We start from the raw sequence: 25,001 nt of genomic DNA, 5'->3' as shown, positions 1-25,001 counted from the left end.
CTGGGCTCCCGACCGTGCGGCGCGTCCGCCGGTGCCGTCCGTCGCGTGCTGTCGGCCTGGTTCTGTTCGGCCTGATTCTGTTCGAGCTAGTGCTGTTCGCCCGATGCTGTTCGGCCCGGTGCTGTTCGCGTCATGCGGCGTGCCCGATGCTGTCGGCCTCCCTGCACGCGTCGCCGAATGCTGTCGCGGCGCCGAGCGGTGGGCCGATGCCGTTTTATCTGCGCGTTCGGGCGGTCGTTTTGTGCGCGTCGTTTGGTCTGCGCGCTCGGACGGTCGTTTGTGCGCGTCGTGCGCCTCGCTGTCGGCGGGTCTCGCTCGCACGCGTGTGATGGCGCCAGTCTGAGGCGGTCGGCACCCGCGCCTGGTGCGTCTGCCGCGCGCACTTACGATGGGCGGCATGCGCAAGGTGTTGATCATCGGGGTGGGTGCCGGTGACCCGGAGCACGTCACCGTCCAGGCGATCAATGCCATGAACGCCGTCGACGTATTCTTCGTGCTCGACAAGGGCGAGGCGGCGGCGGAGCTGACCGACGCGCGCAAGGCGCTCGTGGCGCGGTACGTCGAACGGACAGATTCGCGCACCGTTGTGATCGCCGACCCGCCGCGCGATCGGGCCGCGGCCGACTACGCGGGCGCGGTCAAGGACTGGCGGGACGAACGCGCGCGGCTGCTCGGCGAGGCGATCAAGCGCGAGCTCGGGCCGGACGGCGTCGGTGGCATACTGGCGTGGGGGGACCCGGCGCTGTACGACGGCACCATTCGCATTCTCGAGGGCATCGGCGGCGTCGAGTACGACGTCATTCCGGGCATCAGCAGCGTGCAGATCCTGACGGCCCGGCATCGCGTAACGCTCAATCGGGTGGCCGGATCCGTGCACATTACGACAGGACGGCGGCTCGCGGCCGAGTGGCCGGCCGGATGCGACGACGTCGTCGTGATGCTCGACGCCAACCTGGCCTGCCGCCGCTACCGCGACGAGCCCATCGACATCTACTGGGGCGCATACCTGGGCACGCCCGACGAGATTCTCCGCAGCGGCCGGCTCGCCGATGTCCTCGACGACATCGAGTCCGTGCGCGCCGATGCGCGAACGCGCAAGGGCTGGATCATGGATACGTATCTGCTGCGGCGGCGTACGGAAGGCGTCTAGGTCCGAACGCGTCCTGTCGGCTGATTGTGTTTGACGTTATGGCGCCGGACTGGTGCGCGAACGCGCAAGGCTGGGTGACGGACGCGTATCCGCTGCGACAGGCAACGGAAGGCGCCTAGGCTCGGGGGCATGCATCAGCCGATCATGCCCGACTCGATGCCCCGGCCCGCGGCGCGATACGCGCACGCCACGCTCGTCACGAACCCGGCGCGCTGGCTGCACACCGCCGGTCAGGTGGGCATCGACGCCGACGGCAATGTGCCCGACGGGGTGGCCGCGCAGGCGAAGGTCATCTGGCACAACATCGCCGCGCTGCTCGCGGCGGCGGACATGTCCGCGGACGACATCGTGAGCATCACGACGTACGTGGTCGCGTCGGCCATGGAAGACGGGCTCGCCGAGGCCATGGCCGAGCGGGACACGTTCATGTCGGGGCGGCTCGTGGCGAGCACGCTGCTGACCGTGCCCGCGCTCGTCCGGCCCGAGTGGCTGATCGAGATCGTGGTCGTGGCCGCGGACCAGAAAGCCGCCTGAGCGGGTTGCCGGAGGCGCTGCCCGCGGGTTTGGCGGGCAACACCTGCTGAGCGACCGCTCGGGCGCCCAGCGCGGTTCGGGCGCCCAGCGCCGCTCGGGCGCCCAGCGCGGTTCGAGTGCCCATCTCCGCTCGAACCCTGGGGCGCCGTTCGAGCGCCCATCTCTGCTGGCTTAACCGACAGCGCCTGCTGAGCGAACGCTCAGTGCGCCGCTCGGCCAGGCTCCACCTGCTTTACGAACAGCCGTGGCTGAGCGAACGCTCAGTCCGCCACTCGGCCAGGCTCCACCTGCTTACGGACAGCCGTGGCTGCGCGAACGCTCAAAGCGCCGCTCGGCCCAGCACCCACTGCTCGGTCTGCGCGATGAAGTCGGTCGGAAATCCGGGCTTGAACCCGGTCGCGGCCTCGAGCCGTTCGCGCAGTTCCGGCGTGAGCTCGATGTCCGTACACCGGAGATTGTCCAGAATCTGCGCCTCCGTGCGCGCGCCGAGCATGGGCAGCACGCCGGGCCGCTGCCGGGTCCAGGCGAGCGCGACCTGCGCGGACGTGGCGCCGAGTTCGTCCGCCACTTCGCGGACTGCGCGCGCGATGTTCAGGTCGTGCTCGCTGATGTCCGCGCGGGTGAGTCGCGTGTGTTGCGCATTCGCGCGGTCGTCCTTGTCGTACTTGCCGCTCAACACGCCGCCGCCGAGCGGGCTCCACGCCGTCACCGACAGGCCGAACGCGTCCGCCATCGGCAGCAGTTCGCGCTCGGCGTCGCGGTTGACCAGGCTGTACGGAATCTGGAGCCCGGCGAAAGGGGTCCATCCGCGCCACTCGGCGAGCGTGTTCGCGCGGGACACGAGCCAGGCGGGGGCGTCGGAGATGCCGATGTACAGCACCTTGCCCGCCGTCACCGCGTCGTCCAGTGCGCGCATCGTCTCCTCGATCGGCGTGTGCCGGTCCCAGATGTGCACCCAGTACACGTCGATGTGGTCGGTGCGCAGGCGCCGCAGGCTCGTCTCGAGCGACAGGCGCAGGTTGCGGCGGTGGTTGCCGCCGCCGTTGGGGTCGGTGGCGTCGCGCGTGACCGTGTACTTCGTGGAGAGCACGAACCGGTCGCGGCGCCCCTCCAGCAGCTCGCCGACGATCTCCTCGCTGGCGCCGCCGCGATAGTTGATCGCCGTGTCGACCATGTTGCCGCCCGCGTCCGAGTACGCGTCGAGGATTCGGCGGCACTCCTCGAGCGGCGCGCCGACGCCGCCCTGCTCGCCGAAGGTCATGGCGCCCAGGACGAGTTCGGAAACGCGCAGACCCGTGCGTCCGAATGTGCGGTACCTCATGCGAACATCGCCGCCACGTGCTGCGCGATCTCGTCCGGTTCGACGTCGCGGACGTGCTGATCGATCGCCCAGCGGTGTCCGGACGGGTCGAGGAACTGCGCGGTGCGGTCGCCCCAGAAGGCGTCGTGCGGCTCCTCGAACGGCTCGGCACCCGCGGCGATCGCCCGCCTCCAGGCGGCGTCGACGTCGTCGACCGGCACGTGGAACGCGGCCGGCGAACCGCCCAGCGCCGCGGGCGTGCGCAGGCTCCGGCCGATCATCTCGCCGGCGACGGCCAGCACCGTGTCGCCGACGCGCAGCTCGATCGTGAGCGGACGGCCATCGGGCAGGTTGACCCGGCCGGTCTCGCCGGCACCGAGGGCCTCGGCATACCAAGCGGCGGCCGCGGCGGGATCGTCCACGACGAGATGGACGGCGATCTGTGTCATGCGAGCGACCATACAAGCTGTCTGGTCACACTGTCCAGACATTGCATACGGTACGGTGTGTGCCGTGAACGCCCGCCGCGATGAACCCTCGGACACCGAACTGCGCGAACGTGTCCTGGACGCACTGCGCGAACTGCTCGACACGCGCACTTTCGACTCCCTCAGCGTGGCGGAGATCATCGCGGCCGCCGGGGTGTCGCGGGCGAGCTTCTACTTCTACTTCCCGTCGAAGCAGGCGGCGCTGGCCGAGCTCGTCCGGCGCGCGGTGGGCGCGGGGCATGTGGCCGCCGAGCCGTGGCTGTCCTCGGCCGCTCCCTCGGCCGACCCGCGCGCGGTTGACGCCTCGGCTGGCCCGCTTCCGGGGGCTGGCGGCGCCTCGGCTGGCCCGCTTCCGGGGGCTGGCGGCGCCTCGGCCGGCCCGCTTCCGGGGGCTGGCGGCGCCTCGGCCGGCCCGCCTCCGGGGGCTGGCGGCGCCTCGGCTGGCCCGCCTCCGGGGGCTGGCGGCGCCTCGGCCGGCCCGCCTCCGGAAGCGGCCGGCGATCTGGATGCGGCGCGGCAGGGGGCCGCCGACTCGCGTCCCAGCGCGCTCGGCTCGTCGACGGCGCAGGGGGTGCCAGGCTCGCAGACGGCCGCCGGGCTGCCGGATGCGCTCGGCCCACAGACGGCGGCTGGGCCGCCGGAAGCGCTCGGTCCGCGGGAGGCGCTGCGGCACGGGATCGCGGCCGGCGCCGACCTATGGCTAGCCAACGCCGGTGTATTGCGCGCGATTGTGGAGAGCTGGGCCTCGGACGCACAGCTTCGCGAACTCTGGCTTGCACAGATGGACACCTTCACCGCCGCGACCCTCGCGCGCATCGCGGACGATCCCGGCCTCGAAGGCGTAGACCTCCCCGCGCTCGCGGCGTCGCTGACCTGGCTCGGCGAGCGGCTGTACTACCTCGCCGCCTCCCGCATCCCGCCCTTCGACGACCGGGAGGTACTTGTGGACACCCTCACGCACTTGTGGATTCGCGCACTCGGAGTTGCGTGAGTCTGGCCCTTCGCGCGCGTACCGAGGCTGATTCCGTCTGATCGCGCGTGGAGATCTGCCCCGTGCGTGGAGATGCGGAGCAGCCGGCGTCGCACTGCCCTTGGCTGGGGCGTGCATTCGCGCGGAGCGGTGAGTGCCGGAGGCTGCACGCGGGGTTGACCGCATGTGGGCCTCACGTGCGGTTACCTGGCTTCGGCTGGAACTAACCCGCCGTGTGCGGCGACAATCCAACCGTGGAGTGTGAGCGGTACCGAGAGGCGCTGTCGGCCCGGCTCGACGGCGAGGACGAACCGATCGAGCCGGCGCTGGTCGACGCGCACCTGGCGGGGTGCGCGGCGTGCCGCCAGTGGGAGCGCGAGGCCCAGGCCGTGACGCGACTGGTGCGGCTGCAGCCCGTGCCCGGCACCCCGCCGCCCGTGGAATCCCTGCTCGCAGGCTTCAAGCCCAGGAAGCGGCGGGTGCTCGGCAAGCGTCAACTCGTACTGATGCTGAGAGTCCTTCTTGGCCTGTTCGGTCTCGCGCAGTTCGTGCTCGGCATCACCCAGGCCGCGACCGCCGCGAGCACGAACCACATCCACGGCTCCGGCCACGTCTTCCACGAGTCCGCGGCCTGGAACGTGGCCATCGGCGCCGGCTTCGCCTGGATCGCGACCCGCCGCGCCACGCCGGCCGGGGCGCTGCCCATGCTGACCGCGTTCGTGGCGCTGCTGGCCCTGCTGAGCGCGAGCGACCTGATGAACGGCACCGTGGAGACGACCCGGCTGATCTCGCACGGCTTCGTGCTCGCCGGGTACGGCATCGTGCTCGCCCTGTCCCGCCCGGCGCTCGACCCGGGCCGCCCGCCGGCGGGTCGTCAGGGGCCGCCGTGGCAGTGGCGTCGCCCGGCGGCGTTGGACGAGGTGCCGCCCCCGGCCGCGACTCCTTCGCGCCTGCGCCTTATCCAGGGCCAGGCCAGGGTGGAGGACCCGGCGCATCGTCGCGCTGCGTGAGATTGAAGTTGCTCACGGATACGACAAGATCGATAGTTTGGAGCCATCGGGTACGGTGAAACAAGCGGAACGACACCGAGCCCGGGGTGCGATCGAGAGGGTGCGCGTCTGGCACGTGCTGCGGTAAGGCGCCGACCCGGCGGAGTTTCAGGCGTAGATCTTCTAGCGCGTCCGCGGTTTCCCCTCGGTTAGGCTCTCCTGCGGCCAGGTCAGGTCATGTGAGCGCACCATGGCGTACCCGGGGATGCTTAGTGATTTTGCATGCGATGCTGTTCGGGGAGTACCGATATGGTGAGGAACCGGACGCGATGCTTCCCATCGTGGACGACGTCGTGACGCTGCTCCGCTCCGACGGGCGGAGCGCGGACTCAAGCCACGTCGCGTTGCTCATGCTTGCGGAGCGTCGGCACACGAGCGAAATCCGGGACTGGTGGCCTGACAACTACCTGCAGGTTTCGATAAACCCCGATACCGGCTTCGGCGGGTTGATCTGGTGGGTCAGCCCCAGTCGTGCTGCGGCCACGCTCAACGAGGATGACGAGTTCGTTTGGGTCCTGAACAATCCGGAGCCGCCTTCAATCGACCCGCGGGTCGTGGCCGACCCCGGATTCGTCTCGTTGTTCAGCCCTCGGTCGGTGCTTCCGATTCCGCAACTGCGCTCCGTGCTCGAAGAATTCTGTTCCGTCGGCACTGGTGATCGTCCGAGGTCCGTCGAGTGGGCCAAGGGCGATCTCAGTGGCCGACGTCTCGACGAGGATGGCGTTCATGGAGTGTGAAAGGCCATCCCGATGTGGCACGGTCAGCCGCCGGAGTCGTCCAGTTCGGCGCCTTCCGGAATGAGGTCCGAGTCGCGGTCCTGGAGCCAGCCATCCGGCAGAACGACCTTGCCCGGCGTGCCCGTCCGGCCCCGTGGCTGGCCCAGGATTTCGCGTGGGAATGGTGCCGAGTGGTCCAGCTCGTCCAGCAGGTCGGCCAGTTCGCCGAGGGACGAGGACATGGCCAGGGAGCGCCGTAGTTCGCCGCCCGCTGGGAAGCCCTTCAAATACCAGGCCACGTGCTTGCGGAAGTCGGTCACGCCGTCGCGCTCCGTGCCCAGCCACTCCGTCAGCAGCTCCGCGTGCCGATACATCAGAGCCGCCACCTCGCCCAGCGAAGGCAGCACCCGCGAAGAGTGGCCCGCGAAAGCGGCGGCCAGGTCGGCGAACAGCCAGGGGCGGCCCAGGCAGCCGCGGCCGATCACCACGCCGTCGCAGCCGGTCTGGGACATCATCTCGAGGGCGTCCGTGGCCTCCCAGATGTCGCCGTTGCCCAGCACCGGGACGTCCAGGGCCTGCTTCAAAGCCGCGATCGCGTCCCAGGCCGCCGTGCCCGAGTAGCGCTGGGCGGCCGTCCGGGCGTGCAGGGCGACCCAGGCCACGCCGGCGTCCTGGGCGATGCGGCCGGCGTCCAGGTACGTCTGGTGGTCGTCGTCGATGCCGATGCGCATCTTCACCGTGACCGGCAGGCCCTCCGCCGCGTCCACCGCTGACGACACGATCGAGGCGAACAGGCGGCGCTTCCACGGCAGGGCTGAGCCGCCGCCGCGGCGGGTCACCTTCGGGACCGAGCAGCCGAAGTTCATGTCGATGTGGTCGGCCAGGTCTTCCTCGACGACCATTTCCACGGCCTTGCGGATCGTGGCGGGATCTACGCCGTAGAGCTGCAGGCTGCGCGGGTGCTCGCCCTCGGCGAATCTGATCATCGACATGGTCTTCGGGTTGCGCTCGACCAAGGCTCTTGTGGTGATCATCTCGCACACGTAGAGGCCGGCGCCCTGCTCGCGGCACAGTCGGCGGAACGCCTGGTTCGTGATGCCCGCCATGGGGGCGAGCACGACCGGCGGGTCGACGACGTGGGGTCCGAGCTGCAGGGGCACGTCCCCGATGGTCCCACGGCCGCCGCCGCGCCCCCAAACGAGCGCGAGAGCGCCCCCAAACGAGCGCGAGAGCGCCCCAAGGCGAGCGCGAGAGCGCCGCTGCGCACCCAAACGAGCGCCAGGGGGCAAAACGAGAAAGTTCGTTTCTGCGCGGAAAAGGGACCGCCGAATCAACAAAGCGCATCGGATGCTGAGACGGGAAAGAGAGCGCTCTCAGCAGTGAAGATGCGCGTTTCTGCTCGTGGGATCGCTCCCAAATGCAGGGAGAATCGAAGGGTGTGCCGATTCTTGTCAGACTTGTCACCTGGCATGGCCACCAACCAAAAACACGACTTACGGTGTCCGGCACACCCAGGACCTAAACGTGGGCTCAGTGGGTATGGAGGCGTTGTGCAGAAGTTCGTGTATGACTTCGAAGAGGGCAACCGCGACCTCAAGGACCTGCTGGGGGGCAAGGGCGCCAACCTGGCCGAGATGACCAACCTCGGTCTGCCGGTGCCGCCCGGCTTCACGATCACGACCGACGCCTGCCGCGCGTTCCTGGAGACCGGCGAGATGCCCGGCCAGGACGAGATCTCCAAGCACCTCGCCGCCCTCGAGGAGAAGATGGGCCGCCGGCTCGGGGAGCCCGCCGACCCGCTGCTGGTCTCGGTGCGCTCGGGCGCCAAGTTCTCCATGCCCGGCATGATGGAGACCGTTCTCAACGTGGGGCTGACCGACGACAGCGTCGCCGGGCTGGCCGCGCAGGCGGGCGACGACGAGCGCTTCGCGTGGGACTCCTACCGCCGGCTCATCCAGATGTTCGGCAAGACCGTCTGCGACGTGCCGGGCGAGGAGTTCGAGCACGCGCTCGACGACGCCAAGCACCGCGCCGGCACCCGCGAGGACGTGGGGCTGAAGGCCGAGCACCTCAAGGGGCTCGTCGCCGACTACAAGCGGATCTTCTCCGAGCACACCGGGCGCGACTTCCCGCAGGACCCCCGCGAGCAGCTCGACCTCGCCGTCGGCGCCGTGTTCCGGTCCTGGAACGCCGACCGGGCGGTGCTGTACCGCAGGCAGGAGCGCATCCCGTCGAACCTCGGCACCGCGGTCAACGTGGTCGCGATGGTCTTCGGCAACCTGGGCGCCGACTCCGGCACCGGCGTCGCGTTCACCCGCGACCCGGCGACGGGGGAGCGCGGGGTGTACGGCGACTACCTGGCCAACGCCCAGGGCGAGGACGTCGTGGCCGGCATCCGCAACACGATGCCGCTGCAGGACCTCGAGCAGCGGGACAAGGCCAGCTACGACCAGCTGATGTCGATCATGACCACGCTCGAAGAGCACTACAAGGACCTGTGCGACATCGAGTTCACGATCGAGCGCGGCAAGCTGTGGATGTTGCAGACCCGGGTGGGCAAGCGTACGGCCGCGGCCGCGTTCGTGATCGCCACGCACCTCGTCGACGAGGGCGTCATCGACCTCGACGAGGCCGTGCACCGGGTCAGCGGCGCCCAGCTCGCCCAGCTCATGTTCCCGACCTTCGACCTGTCCGCGGAGCCGGCGCAGCTCACCCGCGGCGTCGGGGCGTCCCCGGGTGCGGCCGTGGGCAAGGCGGTCTTCGACGCCCAGCACGCGGTGGCCATGGCCAAGGAGGGCGAGCAGGTCATCCTGGTGCGCCGGGAGACCAACCCCGACGACCTGCCGGGCATGATCGCCGCGCAGGGCATTCTCACCAGCCGGGGCGGCAAGACCTCGCACGCCGCCGTCGTGGCCCGCGGCATGGGCAAGACGTGCGTGTGCGGGGCGGACGAGCTCGACGTGAACCTCCACAAGGGACAGTTCACCGTGGGCGGCCACGTGGTGTCCGAGGGTGACGTCATCTCCGTCGACGGTACGACCGGCCGCGTCTACCTCGGCGAGGTGCCCGTGCAGCCCTCGCCGGTGGTGCAGTACTTCGAGGGCACCCTCGACCCCCAGGCCGACCCGCTGGTCTCGGCCGTGCACCGCATCCTCACGCACGCCGACGAGCGGCGCCGGCTGCGGGTGCGCACCAACGCCGACACCGGCGAGGACGCGGCCCGGGCCCGGCGCTTCGGCGCGCAGGGCATCGGCCTGTGCCGCACCGAGCACATGTTCCTCGGCGAGCGCCGCGCGCTCGTGGAGCGGCTGATCCTGGCCCGCACCACCGAGCAGCGCGAGGCCGCGCTGGCGGAGCTGCTGCCGCTGCAGCGCGAGGACTTCACGGAGCTGTTCCGCGAGATGGCCGGACTGCCTGTGACGGTACGACTCATCGATCCGCCGCTGCACGAGTTCCTGCCGCCGCTGGAGGACCTCGCGGTGAAGGTGGCCGTGGCCGAGGAGCGCGGCGAGGACCCCGGCCACGACCGGGACCTGCTCGACGCCGTGCGCCGCATGCACGAGGAGAACCCGATGCTGGGCCTGCGCGGCGTGCGCCTCGGCCTGGTCATCCCGGGCCTGTTCGCGATGCAGGTGCGCGCGATCGTCGAGGCGGCCGCGGCCGTGCCGGACGCCCACCCGGAGATCATGGTGCCGCTGGTCGGCGCCGTGCAGGAGCTCGAGACGATCCGCGCCGAGGCCGAGAAGATCATCGGCGAGTTCGCCGTCGACGTGAAGATCGGCACCATGATCGAGGTGCCCCGGGCCGCGCTCACCGCGGGCGACATCGCCCAGGCCGCGGACTTCTTCTCGTTCGGCACCAACGACCTGACCCAGATGGGCTGGGGGTTCTCCCGCGACGACGTCGAAGGAGCCTTCTTCTGGCGGTACCTGGAGCTGGGCATCTTCGGCGTCTCGCCGTTCGAGTCCATCGACCGCGACGGGGTGGGCCGGCTGGTCCGCATCGCGGTCGACGAGGGCCGGGCGGCCCGGCCCGAACTGCACTTCGGGGTGTGCGGCGAGCACGGCGGCGACCCCGACTCCGTGCACTTCTTCCACGAGGTGGGCCTGGACTACGTGTCCTGCTCCCCGTTCCGCGTGCCGGTCGCCCGCCTGGAGGCCGGGCGCGCGGCCATCGAGACCACCGGTTCCGACTCCCGATGACGTGGGTCGGCGGCAGGTGACAGTTCACCGGGTTTCGAGTCCCCGGTGAGCACTGAGAAGGCCGGGGCAACGGCGCCCCGGCCTTCTTCTCATGTGCGGCGGACTCAGACTTCCATCTCGTCCTCGACGCGGGACAGCTGGTGGCGGGCGAGCGCCAGGTTCGCGCGCTGCCGGTTGAGGGCCAGGTAGAGGAACAGCCCCTTGCCCGAGCGGCCGGTGACCGGGCGGATCAGGTGGTACTGGTTCGCCAGCGTGATGAGGATGTCCTCGATGCCCTCCTTGAGGTTCAGCATCTCGATCGTGCGCATCTTGGCCCGCACCACGTCCGTGTTGCCGGCCGCGGCGACGGTCAGGTCGAGGTCCTTGGACCCGCCGAGCACACCGAGCGCCATCCCGCTGTTGTAGTCGACGAGCGCGACGCCGACGGCGCCGTCGATCTGCATGAGTTCCTTGAGCGCAGTCTCCATGTCCGCCATGGCTACCTCCGAGAGTTTTCTACTAGTAGGGGAAGTGGGGGAAGGTTCGGTACTTCGTCTGGTTCTGCGGTGCATGCCACCGCCCCGGCTCACCATGCCGCCGGCTCCGGCACGGACTTTGCGAAGCTCAGCGCGGCGTCGGCCATCACCCGGGACACCACCGCGATCGCCCGGCGCGCCTCGTGGTGCAGCCGGGCCACGTTCGCGTCGGGGCGGGCCATCAGCACCAGCACCGCGCCGTGGCCGGCCATGTACATGGCGACGTGCCCGCCTGTGCTGCTGATGAGCACCTCCTGAAAGTCCTGGTGGCCGGCGCTGTCGGCGATGCGCTGACTCACACCGAGGCAGGCCGCCGAGAGGGCCGCGACCCCCTCGACCGCGAGCGCGTGGGCGTCCTCGGCGATGAGCAGGCCGTCCGTGCTGGCGACCAGGCACCCGGTGATCTCGGGCACCGTCCGTCGCAGCCGGCTGAGCTCCGCCAGTAATTCGCCGCGCAGCTCCGCGTCGGTCCTCATCGAGTCGTCTCCTCCCTTCCGCCGCGGCCGGGCCGGTGGGCCCTACCGCAGCGCCAGCAACGCCGCGCGAATCCGTCTCAGCAGCGACTCGTCCGGCGACTTGTCGATCGCCCCCGGCAGTACCGCCAGCGCGCTGACCCCCGCCGGCAGTTCCCGGCGCGCCGGGGAGGGCGCCGCTTCCTCGAACGTGAAGGTGCCGGGGACGCGCTGGGGCAGCACCTCCTTCGGCGGAGGCTCGGGGGGTGTCTCGTGCGGTACCGGTGCGACGGCTCTGACCGGCGGCGCCTCCGCCGGAGTCTCCGGCACTGAGACCAGCCCCGCCGCCGCCAGCCGGCGCACGTCCAGCGTCACGGCGTAGGCCGAGCGTCCCAGCAGGCCGGCCAGCTCCTGCGGGGTGCGCTGCCCGTCCGCGTGCAGGACGATCTCCCACTGCAGGCCGGACAGCAGCACCCGGTCGAGTCCCGGTCGCAGGACCGGCACGACCGGTGCGAGGTCGGTTGCTTCGGAGGGGTGCACCTCGTCGAGCATGCGCCGCTGGCGGGCGACGTGGTCGCACACCTGGTCCGCCGTCACGGTGCCCTCGGCGCCGAGCCAGTGCTCGATGCCCTCGTCGAAGCGCAGCTCGGCCCGGGCGGTGCTGAGCACGAAGAAGGCCGCGTCGTAGAGCGCCTGCAGCGCGCAGAGCTCGATCTCGGCCACGGTGACGTGCCCGCCCTCGACGAGCGCGCGGGCGGGCCGGGACGGGATGGTCTCCCACACCCGCTCCTCGACCTTGCCGCACGCGGTGAGCAGCCGGTCGACGCTCGGCGCGGCCGGCGACTCGCAGCCGTTGACCAGGCCGCCGCGCAGGAAGATGACGCCGCCGGGCTCGCCGCGCACGGTCAGCGCGCCAGTCGCGCCCTGCGCCGCGAGCTGGCCGAGGGCCTTGACGGGTGAGGTGCCCCGCGGGAACTGGGGCTGCTTGCCCGGGGTGCTCGCCTTCGCCCCTGATGCGACCGCGTTCACGCGAGGTCGTCGGCGAGCGAGCGGACCCGGCGGCGGGCCATGGCCAGATTCCCCTCGTTGCGGTCGAGCCAGACGTAGAGCACGAGGCGGGAGTCGAAGCTGGTGCGTACCGGCCGGATGAGGTGGTACGCGGCCGATGTGCTGATGATGACGTCCTCCACCGAGTCGCCCGGGACCGCCGGGGCATAGGCCGCGGTCTGCATGGCTGCATGGATCACGCTCGCCGTGCCCAGGGCGGCGGCGGTGGGATCGGCGTGGGGTGCGATGTGCTCCTGGCCGCCCTCCAGCCCGAGTGTCTGGCCGGTGGTGTAGTCGATGAGGCTGGCCCCGATCGCGCCCCGGATGGACATGGCACGGCGGAGACATTCATCGATAGCAGGCAACACTTGCTCCTGGTTTCGCGGCTTAGCAGGACGCGCGGGTACGGCGGAAGCACGGCGCGTTCACGGCAAATTACCCCGCAGTCATCGATCCACTACTCCGTGCTTCGGCTATGAACCGCTGACTGATCGGTCTTTGAATTTTGCAATTTGCACGTTTGGCCCCCAGGAGGGCCGGAAACGTACTAAGCTGCCCAACCCCCCGCCGCAGCGGACGGCTGCGACGGCCCTCCGCTCGGCGTAAGGTGAGTCCCCACGCAAGGCGGAGGTGTGTATGGGGAGTCGTTGGTACGCGCTGATCGTGGACGCCATCGACCCGGAGCGCCTGGCCCGCTGGTGGGCCGAGGTGCTCGACCACCGCGTCGAGAGCGTCGCCCCGCACGAGGTCGTGATCGGCCCGGCCGTCGACGGCCATCCCCGCATCGTCTTCACCCTGCAGCACCACGAGGAGCGGGCCCGCAACCGCCTGCACCTCGACCTGCGCCCCGACGACCTCGACGCCGAGCTCGAGCGGCTGGTGAACATGGGCGCCCGGCACGTGGATCTCGGTGAGCCCGAGCATGCCGCCTGGGTGGTGCTCGCCGACCCCGAGGGCAACGAATTTTGCATCATCCGGCCAAACCGATGACCTTCGCAAAAACCTACCGGCTGGCCATCGCGGCCGGGCTGGGCCTGCTCACGGTGGGCGTGGGCGCGTTCGCGCTCTACTCCGTGCGCCAGGTGCTCGTCCAGGTGATCATCGCGCTCTTCGTCGCGGTCAGTCTCGATCCGGCGGTACGGCTGCTGATCCGCCACGGCGTGCGCCGCTCGATCGCCGTCGCCGTCATCGGGGCGCTGGTCCTGGCGATCCTCGCCGGTTTCGTGTGGTCGCTGGTGCCCCCGCTCGTCGGGCAGGCCGGCGACCTGCTCGCCAACATCCCCCACTACCAGCAGGAACTGCAGGACCGCTCGCGCACCTACCAGGAGATCGCCGACCGGTACGGGCTGACCGAACGGCTCACCGAGTTCGCCAAGACGCTGCCGGCCAAGGTCGGCGGGGGCGCGCTCGGGGTCCTCACCGGCGTCTTCAGCGCGCTGCTCAACGTGCTGCTGGTGACCGTGCTGACCGTCTACTTCATGGCCGACCTGCCGCGCATCCGCCGCGGCCTGGTCCGGCTGGTCCCGCGGGCGAACCGGCCCCGGGCCGCGCAGGCGATCAACGTCGTCGTCGACAAGGTCGGCGGCTACATGATCGGCAACCTGATCATCAGCCTCTTCGCCGGGGTGTCGTCGTTCGTCTGCCTCTTCGCGCTCGGCGTGCCCTTCGCGCTGCCGCTGGCCGTGTGGGTCGCGCTCACCGACCTCATCCCGATGATCGGCGCCACCGTCGGGGCGGCCGGCTGCTGCGTCGTCGCGCTGGTCACCGGCGACCTGACGTCCACGGTCGTGCTGATCGTGTTCTTCGTCGCGTACCAGCAGGTCGAGAACTACCTCATCGCGCCGCGCGTGCTGCGCAACACGGTGGACCTGTCCTCGGTCGCCGTCCTGCTCGCCGCGCTCACCGGCGGCGCGATCCTCGGCGTCGTCGGGGCACTCATGTCCATCCCGATCGTCGCGGCCGTCAAGGTGCTCATGACCCCGATGGTCGAGGCGCTGAACGAGCCCCCCGCCCGCGAGCCCCCCCGCCGAGCCACCGGTGCCGATCCCGGAGCCCAGGGGTGAGGACTCTTCTAAGCTCGAATCGTGACCTCCGCAGATGCCGACCGCTTCGTGCCCGAGTCGGAGAAGGACACCGTCACCACATCGGCCGACAACGGCCGGACACCCTTCCAGCGCGACCGCGCGCGGGTGCTGCACTCCGCGGGCTTCCGCCGGCTGGCCGCCAAGACCCAGGTGCACACGGCCGGCACCGACGCCTTCCTGCGGACCCGGCTCACCCACTCGCTGGAGGTCGCCCAGATCGGCCGGGAGATGGGGGCCCGCCTCGGCTGCGACCCGGACGTGGTCGACACCGCCGGGCTCGCACACGATCTCGGCCACCCGCCGTTCGGGCACAACGGCGAGGACGCCCTCGACGCCGTCTCCGGCCCGTGCGGGGGCTTCGAGGGCAACGCGCAGACACTGCGGGTGCTGACCCGGCTGGAGGCCAAGGTGCCCGGGGCCGGGCTCAACCTGACCCGGGCCGCGCTGGACGCGGTGTCGAAGTACCCATGGTTCCGCGAGGAGGGCCGGCGCAAGTTCGGCGTGTACCCGGACGACGCCGCCGTCTTCGCGTGGCTGCGAGCCGAGGCCGGGCCGGGCCGCTGCCTCGAGGCGCAGGTGATGGACTGGGCCGACGACGTCGCCTACTCCGTGCACGACCTCGAGGACGGGATTCACGGGGGGTACGTCCACCTCGCCCCGCTGCGCGTCGACGCCGCCGAGCGCGGGGCCCTGTGCGCCGACGTGGCCGCCGCGTACTCCCACGAGTCCGCCGCCGACCTCGAGGCCATCCTGCTCGACCTGCTCGCCGACCCAGTGTTCGAGCCGCTGGACGACTACGACGGCAGCCACCCCGCGCAGATCGCCCTCAAGCGGATGACGAGCGTGCTGACCGGCCGGTTCGCGGCCGCGGCGGTCGCGGCGACCCGGGAGCGCCACGGCCCGGCCCCGCTGCGCCGCTACGCCGCCGACCTGCTCGTGCCGCCCCTGGTGCGCGCGCACTGCGCCCTGCTCAAGGGCATCGCGCTGCGGTACGTCATGCGCAGGCCGGGTTCTTCGCAGCGGTACGCCGACGAGGTACACCTGCTGCAGTCGCTCGTCGCCGCGCTGCTGGAGCGCGGCCCGGACGCGCTCGACCCGGTCTTCGCGCCGATGTGGCGCGCCGCGCCCGACGACGCGGCCCGGCTCCGCGTGGTGATCGACCAGGTGGCGAGCCTGACCGACCAGTCCGCCGTGGCGTGGCACGCGCGTCTCGCTGCTTCGTGACACGCGCGTCTCGCCACTTCGTGACACGCGCGTCTCGCTGCTTCGTGACACGCGCGTCTCGCCACTTCGTGACAGGCTTGACGTATGGCTGACGAGCGCACGTTTGTGATTGTCGGAGCGAGCCTGACCGGTGCGAAGGCGGCGGAGACGCTGCGCGCCGACGGCTTCACCGGCAGGATCATCCTGATCGGCGAGGAGACCGAGCGCCCCTACGAGCGCCCTCCGCTGTCCAAGGACCACCTGCACGGCAAGGAAGGCGCCCGGGAGAAGGCGTTCGTCCACAAGCCCGGCTGGTACGCGGAGCACGACGTCGACCTGCGCCTCGCCACCCGGGTCACCCACCTGAACCCGGCGACGCATGTTGTTGTTCTGGACGGCGTCGACGAGCTGCACTACGACAGGCTCCTGCTCGCGACGGGCTCGCGGGTGCGCACCCTGGACGTGCCTGGACATGCTTTGCACGGCGTCCGCTACCTGCGCACCCTCGACGAGTCCGACGCGCTGCTGGAGCACCTGCGCACGGCCGCGAACGTCGTCGTCATCGGCGCGGGCTGGATCGGCCTGGAGACCGCCGCCGCGGCCCGCCACCACGGCGCGAACGTGACCGTGGTCGAGCAGGCCTCCCTGCCGCTGCAGAAGGTCCTCGGCGACGAGGTGGCGGCGGTCTTCCGTGATCTGCACGAGGCCCACGGCGTCACGTTCCGCTTCGGTACCGGCGTCGCCTCCTTCGGCGGAACCGGCGCGCTCTCGTCGGTGGTGCTCACCGACGGCACCGAACTGCCCGCGGACGTGGCCGTCGTCGGCATCGGCATCCAGCCGAACACCGAGCTGGCCGTGGACGGCGGCCTGGCGGTGGACAACGGCGTGCTCGTCTCCGCGGGCCTGGCGACCTCGGCCCCCGACGTCTACGCCGCGGGCGACGTGGTGAACCTGGACCACCCACTGCTGGGCCGACGCGTGCGGGTCGAGCACTGGGCGAACGCGCTGAACGGCGGCAAGGCGGCGGGGAAGGCCCTGCTGGGTACGGAGGAGGTCGTGTACGACCGGGTGCCGTACTTCTTCTCGGACCAGTACGACCTCGGGATGGAGTACAGCGGCTTCGCGGTGCCGGGGGAGTACGACACCGTGGTGTTCCGCGGCGACCCGGCCATCCGCGACGGGAAGGCGCCGGAGTTCATCGCCTTCTGGGTCAAGGACGGGCGCGTGCTGGCGGGCATGAACGCGAACGTCTGGGACGTGACCGACCCGATCCAGGCGCTGGTCCGGGCCGGCTACAAGGGCACCGCGGTCGACCTGGCCAAGCTCGCCGACCCCGACGTTCCGCTGGATCAGCTGCTCGACTGAGGCTCCGCGCCTGCCCGCTCTCGCACGATGGCTGGCGGGCCGGCCGGCGATCTTCACCGGCGGCGCACGGGTTCCGCACATGGCGTCGTTAGGGTTCGCGGGGTGGAGCGACTGCGAGGTCTGTGGGCCTGCCTCATCGGGTTCGCCGTGCTGGCTGTGCTCGTGCTGTACCTCAACCCGATCACCGACCAGCGGCAGTGCCCGAACTGGGGCGGCAACGGCAACGCCAGCGCGTTCCGGGACGATCGCTGGGACCTCTACCTGCCGCTGCTCTGCACCGTCTGGCTGGCCGCCGTCATCGTCGAGCAGGCGCTGCCGTCCGCGCGCCGCTCGGAGACCAGGGGCGCCCGAGCGCTGGCAGCGGTATTGATCACGGTCGGCGTCGGCTGCTGCGGTGTGGGGCCGCTGCTGGTGGTGTGCCGGTAGGCTCAGAGCGTAATCACCGGGGGCCGCAGCGCGGCTACCGTGAGTGTGCGGGGCAGTGTCCGGTCGGGCCCTGCAACTACCATGACCAGCGGCTCTTTCGACGGCGCATGATCATGATCGGTTAGGTGGCGCTGGGTACGCTGGTGGGGAAATCGGAACAACGCCCGCCGACGACTAGAACTCTTCCCAGGTAGCCGGGTCCTGTTTGACGGGCATCTGGGCAACGGAGTCGACGACGGCCAGGTCGGCCGCGGAGAGCTCGAACCCGAACAGGTCGGCATTCGCGCGCTGCCGCGAGGGGTCCGACGAGTGCGGGACGACGGTGACCTGGCGCTGGAGCAGCCAGCGCAGCACGACCTGAGCGGGGGTGACGCCAAGCCGATCGGCCACAGCCACGATCCCGGAGTCTTCGAGCACGCCGGTGTTGCGCTCGAGCGGGCTCCACGCCTGCACCACGGTGCCCTTGCCCTGCACGGTGCTGACGATCTCGGCCCGCGCGTGCGACGGAGAGACCTGGAGCTGATCGACGGCGGGGACGATGCCGGTCGCGGCGACCACGGCGTCGATGTGCTCGGGGAGGAAGTTGGAGACGCCGAGCGAGCGGATGAGGCCCTCGCGGTGCAGCTCGGCCATCTCGGCGTACGAGTCCACGTAGCGGCCGACGGCCGGCAGGGGCCAGTGGATGAGGTACAGGTCTACGTGGTCCAGGCCGAGGCGCTCGAGCGAGGCTTCGAGCGCGGCGCGGGTGGAGCCGCGGCCCTGGTCGGCGCCGCGGAGCTTGGTGGTGATGAAGAGGTCGGCCCGGCCGAGGCCGGATTCACGCACGGCGGCGCCGACGGCGTCCTCGTTGCCGTAGGACGCGGCGGTGTCGAGCAGGCGGTAGCCCGACGCTATGGCGGCGAGGATGGCTTCGGTGGCTGGGCGGCCCTGGAGGGGGTAGGTGCCGTAGCCGACGACCGGCATCTCGTGGCCGGAGTTCAGGGTTACGGTCGGGATCTTCATGATTCAACCCTACGCACGCGGTCGCGCCGGGCGGCGCGCGAAGCGGGTCGCGCCGAGCGAAGCCGGTTGCGCCGGGCGGCGCGCGAAGCGGGTCGCGCCGAGCGAAGCCGGTCGCGCCGAGCGGCGCGCGAAGCGCCTCACGGGCGGTGGGGCAAGGCGTCCACCAGCGCCGACAGGCCGTCCAGCAAGCGTGCCAAGCCGAACTCGAACAGCGCATCCAGCTCGTAGTCCACCGCATCCGGGCCGAGGGCGGCAAGTCGGGAAAAAGCCGGAAACGCGCCCGTTGCGGTGATTTGGGCGAAGCGTGCCTCCTGGGCCGTGAACCACTCCACGTTGTCCACGCCCGTGTCCTGTTCCGCGTTCGCCTCCCACTCCAGGTTCACCGCGGTACCGCGAACGTGGTTGGCCAGCATCATCGTGGCGTGCATGGCCACCGGCAGCGCCAGGCCCGCCCGTTCCAGCGCGGCCAGGCACCACTCCGTGTGCGCCATCGCCCGCATGGCCATCGGGGGACGCGTGAACGACATGACCTCCGCGACCCACGGATGGCGGCGGTACACCCCCCACTGCAACCGCGCCGAGATCGTCAAGTGAGCCCGCCAGCCCGCGGCCCGACCGGCGGAGTCCGGCAGCGGCGCCTCGCCGAAGGCCGCGTCCGTCATGAGCAGCAGCAGCTCCTCCTTGTTCGTGACGTGCCGGTACAGCGTCATCGTCGGTATCCCGAGCGCGGCCGCCAGCCGCCGCATCGACAGCGCGGCCAGCCCGTCGGTGTCGGCCAGCCGGATCGCGGTCGAGACGAGGCGGTCGGAGTCCGCCGCCGGACCCGCCGCGGGGGAGCGAGGGCGGCGCGCCACCACGGTGCCGATGCCCGGCTGCGGCTCGACCAGGCCCTCCTGCCGCAGCGCGGTCAGCGCCTTGGTCGCGGTCGCCATGGCCACCCCGTACGTCCGCATCAGCTCGCGCGTCGAGGGCACGCGGTCGCCTGGACGCAGGTCGCCCGCGGCGATGGCGGCCCGAATCCGGGCGACGATCCTCAGGTAGGGGGGCACTAGTGCACACCCTACCGCCGTGCACGCGTCGTTGAGCGCCCCGTGGCGGTGTTCGTACGGTGTACGCATGACACGGGTTCTGATCTCCGGCGCGAGCGTCGCCGGCAATGCCGCCGCCGCGCTGCTGGCCCGGCGGGGGTGCGCGGTGACGGTGGTCGAGCGGGCGCCGGCGATCCGCACGGGCGGGTACGCGATCGACATCCGCGGCGTCGCGCTCGAGGTCGCCGAGCGCATGGGAGTGGCGGCGAAGGCCCGTGCGCACGGTACCGACACCGAAGGCACGAGCTTCGTCGACGCCGCCGGCAAACGCATCGCCACGCTGCCGCTCGGTTTCGGGGTGCTCGACCCCGCCGACATCGAGATCATGAAGGGCGATCTCACCCGGCTGCTGCACGCCGAGGTCCCCGCGGGCGTCGAGTGGATCTTCGGCGACACGATCGAGGAGATCGCCGGGGATCGGGTCACGTTCCGTCACGCCCCGCCCCGGCGGTTCGACTACATCATCGGGGCGGACGGCATCCACTCGCGCGTCCGGGAGCTCGTGTTCGGGCCGTCGCGGCAGTACCTGCACCACCTCGGCAGCAGCAGTGCGGTCTTCACGGCCCCGAACGAGCTGGGCATCGAGCGCTGGCAGCTGGTGCACTCGATGCCGGGCCGCGTCGTCAGCGTCAAGACCGACAAGGGCTCGGAAACGGTGAAGGTGACGCTGCTGTACGGCGGCCCGATGCCCTCCCGCGACCGCGCCGAGCGCCTGAGCGCCATCGAGACCGCGTTTCAGGGCTCGGGCTGGGTCGTGCCGCGGCTGCTCGAGCTGATGCGGGCCGCTCCGGACCTGTACGTGGCCCCGAACGCCCAGGTCAGGATGCCCGGCTGGACGGCCGGTCGGGTCGCGCTGGTGGGCGACGCCGGCTACGCGCCCTCCTCGCTGACGGGCCAGGGCACCGGCATGGCGCTCGTGGGGGCGTACGTGCTCGCGGCGAATCTGCACGATCTGCCCGCATATGACCGTCAGATGCGCGGCTTCGTCGACGCCAACCACAAGGCCGCGCTCGCCCCGGCCCGCGGCTTCGCGCCGAAGTCCGAGCTGGCCGTGAAGCTGCAGAACCTGAGCATCCGCATGCTGCCGTACCTGCCGGGCAAAGGCCTGATGATCGCCGCGATGACCCGCGAGGCCCGGCGCGCCGCGGGGGCTCTGCGACTGCCCGCGGCAATCTCGTGACGCCGAAAGGGTTTACTTCAGATCCGGTTTGATGCGTCGATGTAAGGATGCAAGGTCGGCCGGATGCGGGTAGGCGAGCGATGCGTGATCGAGACGCGGCGATGGACGCGATCCGCTCGGTGTACCGCATCACGGGCCGCATCAACACCGGCACCACGCTGGCCGAGACCCTGCAGCTCATCGTGGACGCCGTCGTCGACGGGACCGGGTTCGCCGTCGCCGTGGTCAACTACCTGCACCCGGAGGGCGAGTACGAGGCGATCGCGCTGGCCGGCTCGGAGGAGGCGCGCGCGACGCTGCTCGGGACGCGGTACCCGGCGGCGGAGCTCGACGAGTACCTCGGGCGCACGGAGGCGTGGGGGCAGCTGCGGTACCTCCCGCACGAGCGGCACAGCGATCACATCCACTCCTGGGTGCCCGACGCCGCGCCCGGCTTCGAGGACGTGCCCGAGGAGGAGCGCTGGCACCCGCTCGACGCCCTGTTCGCCCCGCTGCGGGCGCCCGACGGCGAGCTGGTCGGCATCCTCGGCGTCGACCTGCCCACCGACGGCCGACGGCCCGGGCCGCCGCAGCGCGAGCTGCTGGAGATGCTCGCCGCGCAGGCCGGCATCGCGATCAACAACGCCAATCTGGTCGAGGCCCTGCAGCGGGAGCGCCGTCACCTCGCCGCCAGTGAGGAGGCCTTCCGGCTGGCCTTCACGGGCGCTGGTACGGGCATGTGCATGCTCGGCCTCGACGGCGCCACCCAGGCCCGGATGACCCGCGTCAACCCCGCCCTGTGCGAGCTGCTCGGCCGCACCGAGGCGGAGCTGCTCGAGCTGCGCATCGCCGACCTCATGCACCCGGACGACCTCGACCTGGCCCGGCTCGCCTTCGCCGTCGCGACCACGGGCAAGGGCACCCAGGTGCGCGACTACGAGATCCGCTGCGTGCGCGGCGACGGCACGGTGATCTGGGTCGCCACGACGCTGTCCATCGTGGCCGGTCCGCCCGCCTTCGGCATCCTGCAGGTCCAGGACATCACCGAGCGCAAGGCGGCCGAGGCCGACCTGGTACGCCGGGCGTCCCGGGACCCGCTCACGGGCCTGGCCAACCGCGACGCGCTGGCCGCGCCGCTCGCCGCCGCGGTCCGCCGGGCCCGGTCCGGGCACGGTGTCGGGGCGCTGCTCTTCTGCGACCTCGACGACTTCAAGACGGTCAACGACACGCTCGGTCACGACGCCGGGGACGCGGTGCTCGTCGCCGTGGCCCAGCGGCTGTGCGCGCTCGTCCGGCCCGGCGACACCGTGGCCCGCCTCGGCGGCGACGAGTTCGTGGTGCTCGCCACCGACCTGCCCGGCACCGACGCGGCCGGCCTGGCCGCGCTCGTCGACCGGGTCGAGCGGGCCGTCTCGGCGCCGGTGGTGCACGACGGGCACGTGCTGCGGGTGCGGGTCAGCGTCGGGGCGGCCGTGATCGATGACACGGTGCTCGATGCCGGGGCCGCCCTGCGCCTGGCGGATCGGGCGATGTACCAGGTCAAGGGCGCTCGGCACGGGCGCGGGATGACCGATCGTGTGACAGCGCACGGTGAGCGTTCCGGTGCGCCGGGTGGGATCCCGTTGCTGTGGCTGGCCGAGTCCTGAAGTCCCCGTTACTGTCGGGTGGTCTGCCACGGGCGACGCGCCCCGAAAATGCGGGGCCACCGGGCAGGCGCCGTCGAGTCGCGACGCTCACTTCGGTGTCGCGAGCCGGGGACCCATCGCAGTCCTTGGGGTGTATCCGTGACCGAGTCACGGTAGGGCGAATCCTCCCGTCCGAACCCGTCAGCTAACCCGGTAGGCGGCACCGGAAGGAGAACTTCTCGTGCTCGTCGACGCCCTGTGTCGTCTTTCCCTCGGACGGGTGATCGCCAGGACCTGACCTGGCCCGTGTCCACCCGCTGACCGTTCGCCTCGCCGCCGCGCGATCCCTTTCGCACCACGGGATCGTGCCGATGGCGTGCGCCCGCATCCGTCTGAGGAATGATCTTGCTGAAACCTTTACCGCGCCAATTCCAGCCGCGCCACCGCCGATCACTGCTGGCCGTCAAGCCCGTGGCCGTGTCCGCCGTCGTCCTGTCCGCCACCCTGCTCGCGTCCGGCTCGGCCGGCCACTCCGCCTCCGCCGGCGCGCCACGCCCGCCGGTCGCCGCGCCCGCCGCACCCGCGCCGCTGTACACCGAGGACACCTCGCTCGTGCTGTCCTCGCTCGACGGGCAGGCCGCACTCTCCGACGCGCCCGCCCCCGTCCCCCCGCCCCCGCCCGCCCTGCCGCGGCCGGTCGCCGGGCTGAACCAGACCCAGATGAACAACGCGGCCGCGATCGTCCGGCAGGGCCGCGCCCAGGGCGTGCCCGAGAAGGGGCTCGTCGTGGCGGTCGCCACCGCGATGCAGGAGAGCGACCTCTACAACGTCGCCAGCCCGGCCGTCCCGTCCTCGATGAAGCTGCCGCACGACGCCGTCTCGACCGACCACGACTCGGTCGGGCTGTTCCAGCAGCGCGCGAGCCAGGGCTGGGGCAGCGTGCCCGAGCTCATGAACCCGGCGCACTCGGCCGCGCTGTTCTACTCGGCGCTCGCCCGGGTGTCGGGCTGGCAGAGCATGAGCGTCACGGCCGCGGCCCAGGCGGTGCAGCGCTCCGCGTACCCGGGGGCGTACCAGAAGCACGCCGGCCGGGCCGCGGAGGTCGTCGCCGCGATCGCCTGAGCCGCTCAGCGAACGGGATCGATGGTCCACTCGTCCTCGTGGTCGGCCAGGTGTACCGTGCCGGCGGTTCCGCCCGGCGTCAACGTGACCTCGATGCCGGGCCGGGGCCGGCCCTCGGGCGGCGGCACGTACGCGTAGCGGTTGAGGACCAGCACCGTGGCCCACCGCTGCCGGGTGCGGTCGAAGACCCGGTCCATGCCGATCAGCGCCATGCCGGCCGGCGTGTCCGTGACGTATCCCGGCACGGGCACCGGCCGGCGCGCGTTCGTGACGAGCTGTTCGGCGACGTGGCGCCACACGGCCCGGTCCTGCGCCGCCGAGCCGGGCGTGATCCCCTCCACGCTGGCGTACGCGTCCGGCGCCCACTGCCACAGCAGCCCGCTGCGCTGGGGGTGGGCCTGTTCGCTGTACCACTGCGCCGGACGCCCGCCGAGGGAGTCCGCGGGTTCGAGGAGCATCGCCGGCTCGTCCGCCTTCGTGGCCGGGTCGAGGAAGCGCGGCACGAACCCGGGCGCGTAGAGCGAGATCGTGAAGTCGGTGGTCGCGGGCTGGTCGGCGTACCGCTCGGACTGCCGCGCCGCCCACAGCGACGGGTTCGGGTCGGCCGCGACCCCGTCCGGCAGCCAGCCCGGCCGCAGCCGCAGGACCAGCACCGGATCGAACCCGCCGACCCCGGCCCCCGCGTCTGACGCGTCCGCCGCCCCGGACGCGCCGGGCACCGGCTCGCCCCCCGGCCACCCCGGCAGCGCGACGGCCGCCCCGGCGACCAGCGCCAGCACCGCCGCGGCCACCGCCCCGCTCGCGGCCCGCCGCCGGCGCCGCCCATCGGTCACCACCCGCCCCAGGTCGACGCGCGAGGCCGGGGCCGCGCCGCCGTCGCGCATGAGGACCCGCAGGCCCTCCTCCCAGTCGTTCACCGTGCCCTCCCCGCGTGCTCGGTGGTGTCCTCGAGCAGCCGCCGCATCGTGGCGAGCGCCGCCGAGGTCTGACTCTTGACCGTGCCGGGCGCGCAGCGCATTGCCAGCGCCGTCTGCTCGACGGACATGTCATAAAAGAACCGCAGCACCAGTACCGCCCGCTGCCGGTCGGGCAGCCGCGCCATCGCCTGCCGCAGCTCGAGCCCGGCGGGGATGCCCTGCAGTGCGACGTCCTCGGCGGGCCGCTCCGGCACCCGGTCCACGAGCGACACGCGCGCGGACCAGCCGCGCCGCCGCTCGTCGATGAACCGGTGCACCAGGACTGTGCGCACGTACGCGTCGATGTTCTCGGCCCGCCGGACCCTCCGCCAGCGCACGTAGACGTCGGTCAGCGCGCGCTGCACGATGTCGTCCCCGCGCGTCCAGTCGCCGCAGAGCAGGTACGCCGCCCGCCGCAGCCCGGGCAGCCGCACCCGCACGAACTCGTGAAACTCTTGCTCGACGGCATTCGCCATGGTCGCTGCCTCCCCGCTTCACCCCTTAGGCGTACGCGGGCCTCGCCCCGGTTCGCCGGAACCGAAGATTCC

25 protein-coding genes and 1 riboswitch are annotated in these 25,001 nt (G+C 71.5%); of the genes, 14 read left to right on the top strand and 11 right to left on the bottom strand.

Annotated features, from left to right (window positions below; all coding sequences use genetic code 11):
• Positions 1–397: 397 nt before the first annotated feature.
• Together cobF and ABT369_RS40645 are read left to right on the top strand one after the other, a co-directional pair.
• Positions 398–1,150, top strand: a complete 753-nt coding sequence (gene cobF / locus ABT369_RS40650; protein ID WP_350620741.1) for a precorrin-6A synthase (deacetylating) — start codon at positions 398–400, stop codon at positions 1,148–1,150.
• Between the two features lie 129 nt (positions 1,151–1,279).
• The gene (locus tag ABT369_RS40645) at positions 1,280–1,684 is read left to right on the top strand and encodes a RidA family protein (protein ID WP_350620739.1); all 405 of its coding nucleotides are present in this window, start codon (positions 1,280–1,282) and stop codon (positions 1,682–1,684) included.
• Between the two features lie 319 nt (positions 1,685–2,003).
• On the opposite strand, the gene ABT369_RS40640 is transcribed toward ABT369_RS40645, so the two are convergent.
• Both ABT369_RS40640 and ABT369_RS40635 read right to left on the bottom strand, forming a co-directional pair.
• Positions 2,004–3,005 (bottom strand): aldo/keto reductase, encoded by a 1,002-nt coding sequence (locus ABT369_RS40640; protein WP_350620737.1) that lies wholly within the window; start codon positions 3,003–3,005, stop codon positions 2,004–2,006.
• Positions 3,002–3,433 (bottom strand): VOC family protein, encoded by a 432-nt coding sequence (locus ABT369_RS40635; RefSeq protein WP_350620735.1) that lies wholly within the window; start codon positions 3,431–3,433, stop codon positions 3,002–3,004. Before ABT369_RS40635 ends, ABT369_RS40640 begins: the two co-directional genes overlap by 4 nt.
• Positions 3,434–3,497: 64 nt before the next feature.
• Here ABT369_RS40635 and ABT369_RS40630 point away from each other — a divergent pair, with 64 nt between their 5' ends.
• From ABT369_RS40630 to ABT369_RS40620, 3 genes are all read left to right on the top strand, one after another.
• The gene (locus ABT369_RS40630) at positions 3,498–4,463 is read left to right on the top strand and encodes a TetR/AcrR family transcriptional regulator (RefSeq protein ID WP_350620733.1); all 966 of its coding nucleotides are present in this window, start codon (positions 3,498–3,500) and stop codon (positions 4,461–4,463) included.
• Positions 4,464–4,696: 233 nt separating this feature from the next.
• A complete protein-coding gene (locus ABT369_RS40625; protein ID WP_350620732.1) occupies positions 4,697–5,452 on the top strand; it encodes a zf-HC2 domain-containing protein in 756 nt (251 codons plus the stop codon).
• Between the two features lie 320 nt (positions 5,453–5,772).
• The gene (locus ABT369_RS40620) at positions 5,773–6,228 is read left to right on the top strand and encodes an Imm1 family immunity protein (RefSeq protein WP_350620730.1); all 456 of its coding nucleotides are present in this window, start codon (positions 5,773–5,775) and stop codon (positions 6,226–6,228) included.
• Between the two features lie 23 nt (positions 6,229–6,251).
• On the opposite strand, the gene dusB is transcribed toward ABT369_RS40620, so the two are convergent.
• Positions 6,252–7,367 (bottom strand): tRNA dihydrouridine synthase DusB, encoded by a 1,116-nt coding sequence (gene dusB, locus ABT369_RS40615; protein ID WP_350620728.1) that lies wholly within the window; start codon positions 7,365–7,367, stop codon positions 6,252–6,254.
• Between the two features lie 390 nt (positions 7,368–7,757).
• On the opposite strand from dusB, the gene ppdK reads away from it, so the two are divergent.
• Positions 7,758–10,409: a pyruvate, phosphate dikinase gene (ppdK, locus tag ABT369_RS40610; RefSeq protein ID WP_502891881.1), complete on the top strand. Its 2,652-nt coding sequence runs from the start codon at positions 7,758–7,760 to the stop codon at positions 10,407–10,409.
• 104 nt (positions 10,410–10,513) lie between these two features.
• Here the strand turns inward: ppdK and ABT369_RS40605 are convergent, their stop codons facing one another.
• The 4 genes from ABT369_RS40605 to ABT369_RS40590 all read right to left on the bottom strand — a co-directional run bounded on the left by ABT369_RS40605 (position 10,514) and on the right by ABT369_RS40590 (position 12,755).
• Positions 10,514–10,885 carry a hypothetical protein gene (locus tag ABT369_RS40605; protein ID WP_350620724.1) on the bottom strand — a complete coding sequence of 124 codons (372 nt, stop codon included), beginning with the start codon at positions 10,883–10,885 and terminating at the stop codon, positions 10,514–10,516.
• A gap of 89 nt (positions 10,886–10,974) precedes the next feature.
• Positions 10,975–11,400, bottom strand: a complete 426-nt coding sequence (locus tag ABT369_RS40600; protein WP_350620722.1) for a roadblock/LC7 domain-containing protein — start codon at positions 11,398–11,400, stop codon at positions 10,975–10,977.
• Positions 11,401–11,442: 42 nt separating this feature from the next.
• The gene (locus ABT369_RS40595; protein WP_350620720.1) at positions 11,443–12,405 is read right to left on the bottom strand and encodes an ADAM 12 protein; all 963 of its coding nucleotides are present in this window, start codon (positions 12,403–12,405) and stop codon (positions 11,443–11,445) included.
• Positions 12,402–12,755, bottom strand: a complete 354-nt coding sequence (locus ABT369_RS40590; RefSeq protein WP_350620718.1) for a hypothetical protein — start codon at positions 12,753–12,755, stop codon at positions 12,402–12,404. The genes ABT369_RS40595 and ABT369_RS40590 overlap by 4 nt, the downstream gene beginning before the upstream one ends.
• Before the next feature lie 304 nt (positions 12,756–13,059).
• On the opposite strand from ABT369_RS40590, the gene ABT369_RS40585 reads away from it, so the two are divergent.
• The 5 genes from ABT369_RS40585 to ABT369_RS40565 all read left to right on the top strand — a co-directional run bounded on the left by ABT369_RS40585 (position 13,060) and on the right by ABT369_RS40565 (position 17,501).
• On the top strand, positions 13,060–13,413 hold the full coding sequence (locus tag ABT369_RS40585) for a VOC family protein (RefSeq protein ID WP_350620716.1): 354 nt from the start codon (positions 13,060–13,062) through the stop codon (positions 13,411–13,413).
• Positions 13,410–14,486 carry an AI-2E family transporter gene (locus tag ABT369_RS40580; RefSeq protein ID WP_350620714.1) on the top strand — a complete coding sequence of 359 codons (1,077 nt, stop codon included), beginning with the start codon at positions 13,410–13,412 and terminating at the stop codon, positions 14,484–14,486. The genes ABT369_RS40585 and ABT369_RS40580 overlap by 4 nt, the downstream gene beginning before the upstream one ends.
• Before the next feature lie 21 nt (positions 14,487–14,507).
• Positions 14,508–15,731, top strand: a complete 1,224-nt coding sequence (locus ABT369_RS40575; RefSeq protein ID WP_350620712.1) for a deoxyguanosinetriphosphate triphosphohydrolase — start codon at positions 14,508–14,510, stop codon at positions 15,729–15,731.
• A gap of 84 nt (positions 15,732–15,815) precedes the next feature.
• Positions 15,816–17,075: an NAD(P)/FAD-dependent oxidoreductase gene (locus tag ABT369_RS40570; protein ID WP_350620710.1), complete on the top strand. Its 1,260-nt coding sequence runs from the start codon at positions 15,816–15,818 to the stop codon at positions 17,073–17,075.
• Between the two features lie 102 nt (positions 17,076–17,177).
• On the top strand, positions 17,178–17,501 hold the full coding sequence (locus ABT369_RS40565; protein WP_350620708.1) for a hypothetical protein: 324 nt from the start codon (positions 17,178–17,180) through the stop codon (positions 17,499–17,501).
• A gap of 174 nt (positions 17,502–17,675) precedes the next feature.
• Here ABT369_RS40565 and ABT369_RS40560 read toward each other — a convergent pair whose 3' ends face one another.
• Positions 17,676–18,503, bottom strand: coding sequence for an aldo/keto reductase (locus ABT369_RS40560; protein ID WP_350620706.1), 828 nt, complete (start codon positions 18,501–18,503; stop codon positions 17,676–17,678).
• Positions 18,504–18,640: 137 nt separating this feature from the next.
• Entirely contained in the window at positions 18,641–19,552 is a 912-nt protein-coding gene (locus ABT369_RS40555; protein WP_350620704.1) for a TetR/AcrR family transcriptional regulator C-terminal domain-containing protein, read from the bottom strand.
• 67 nt (positions 19,553–19,619) lie between these two features.
• Here ABT369_RS40555 and ABT369_RS40550 point away from each other — a divergent pair, with 67 nt between their 5' ends.
• The 3 genes from ABT369_RS40550 (at position 19,620) to ABT369_RS40540 (ending at position 23,497) form a co-directional block, all read left to right on the top strand.
• Complete coding sequence (locus tag ABT369_RS40550) at positions 19,620–20,771, top strand: FAD-dependent monooxygenase (RefSeq protein WP_350620702.1); 1,152 nt, start codon at positions 19,620–19,622, stop codon at positions 20,769–20,771.
• Positions 20,772–20,851: 80 nt separating this feature from the next.
• Positions 20,852–22,396 (top strand): diguanylate cyclase domain-containing protein, encoded by a 1,545-nt coding sequence (locus ABT369_RS40545; protein ID WP_350620700.1) that lies wholly within the window; start codon positions 20,852–20,854, stop codon positions 22,394–22,396.
• 74 nt (positions 22,397–22,470) lie between these two features.
• Positions 22,471–22,610, top strand: a riboswitch (cyclic di-AMP (ydaO/yuaA leader).
• Between the two features lie 242 nt (positions 22,611–22,852).
• The gene (locus ABT369_RS40540; RefSeq protein ID WP_350620698.1) at positions 22,853–23,497 is read left to right on the top strand and encodes a hypothetical protein; all 645 of its coding nucleotides are present in this window, start codon (positions 22,853–22,855) and stop codon (positions 23,495–23,497) included.
• 5 nt (positions 23,498–23,502) lie between these two features.
• On the opposite strand, the gene ABT369_RS40535 is transcribed toward ABT369_RS40540, so the two are convergent.
• Both ABT369_RS40535 and ABT369_RS40530 read right to left on the bottom strand, forming a co-directional pair.
• Positions 23,503–24,414, bottom strand: coding sequence for a hypothetical protein (locus tag ABT369_RS40535; RefSeq protein WP_350620696.1), 912 nt, complete (start codon positions 24,412–24,414; stop codon positions 23,503–23,505).
• Positions 24,411–24,929: a SigE family RNA polymerase sigma factor gene (locus tag ABT369_RS40530; protein ID WP_350620694.1), complete on the bottom strand. Its 519-nt coding sequence runs from the start codon at positions 24,927–24,929 to the stop codon at positions 24,411–24,413. The genes ABT369_RS40535 and ABT369_RS40530 overlap by 4 nt, the downstream gene beginning before the upstream one ends.
• Between the last annotated feature and the right edge of the window lie 72 nt (positions 24,930–25,001).

The organism is Dactylosporangium sp. NPDC000244 (genome assembly GCF_040300725.1).
Classification (GTDB): domain Bacteria; phylum Actinomycetota; class Actinomycetes; order Mycobacteriales; family Micromonosporaceae; genus Dactylosporangium.
This window is presented reverse-complemented; position numbering and strand designations above follow the sequence as displayed.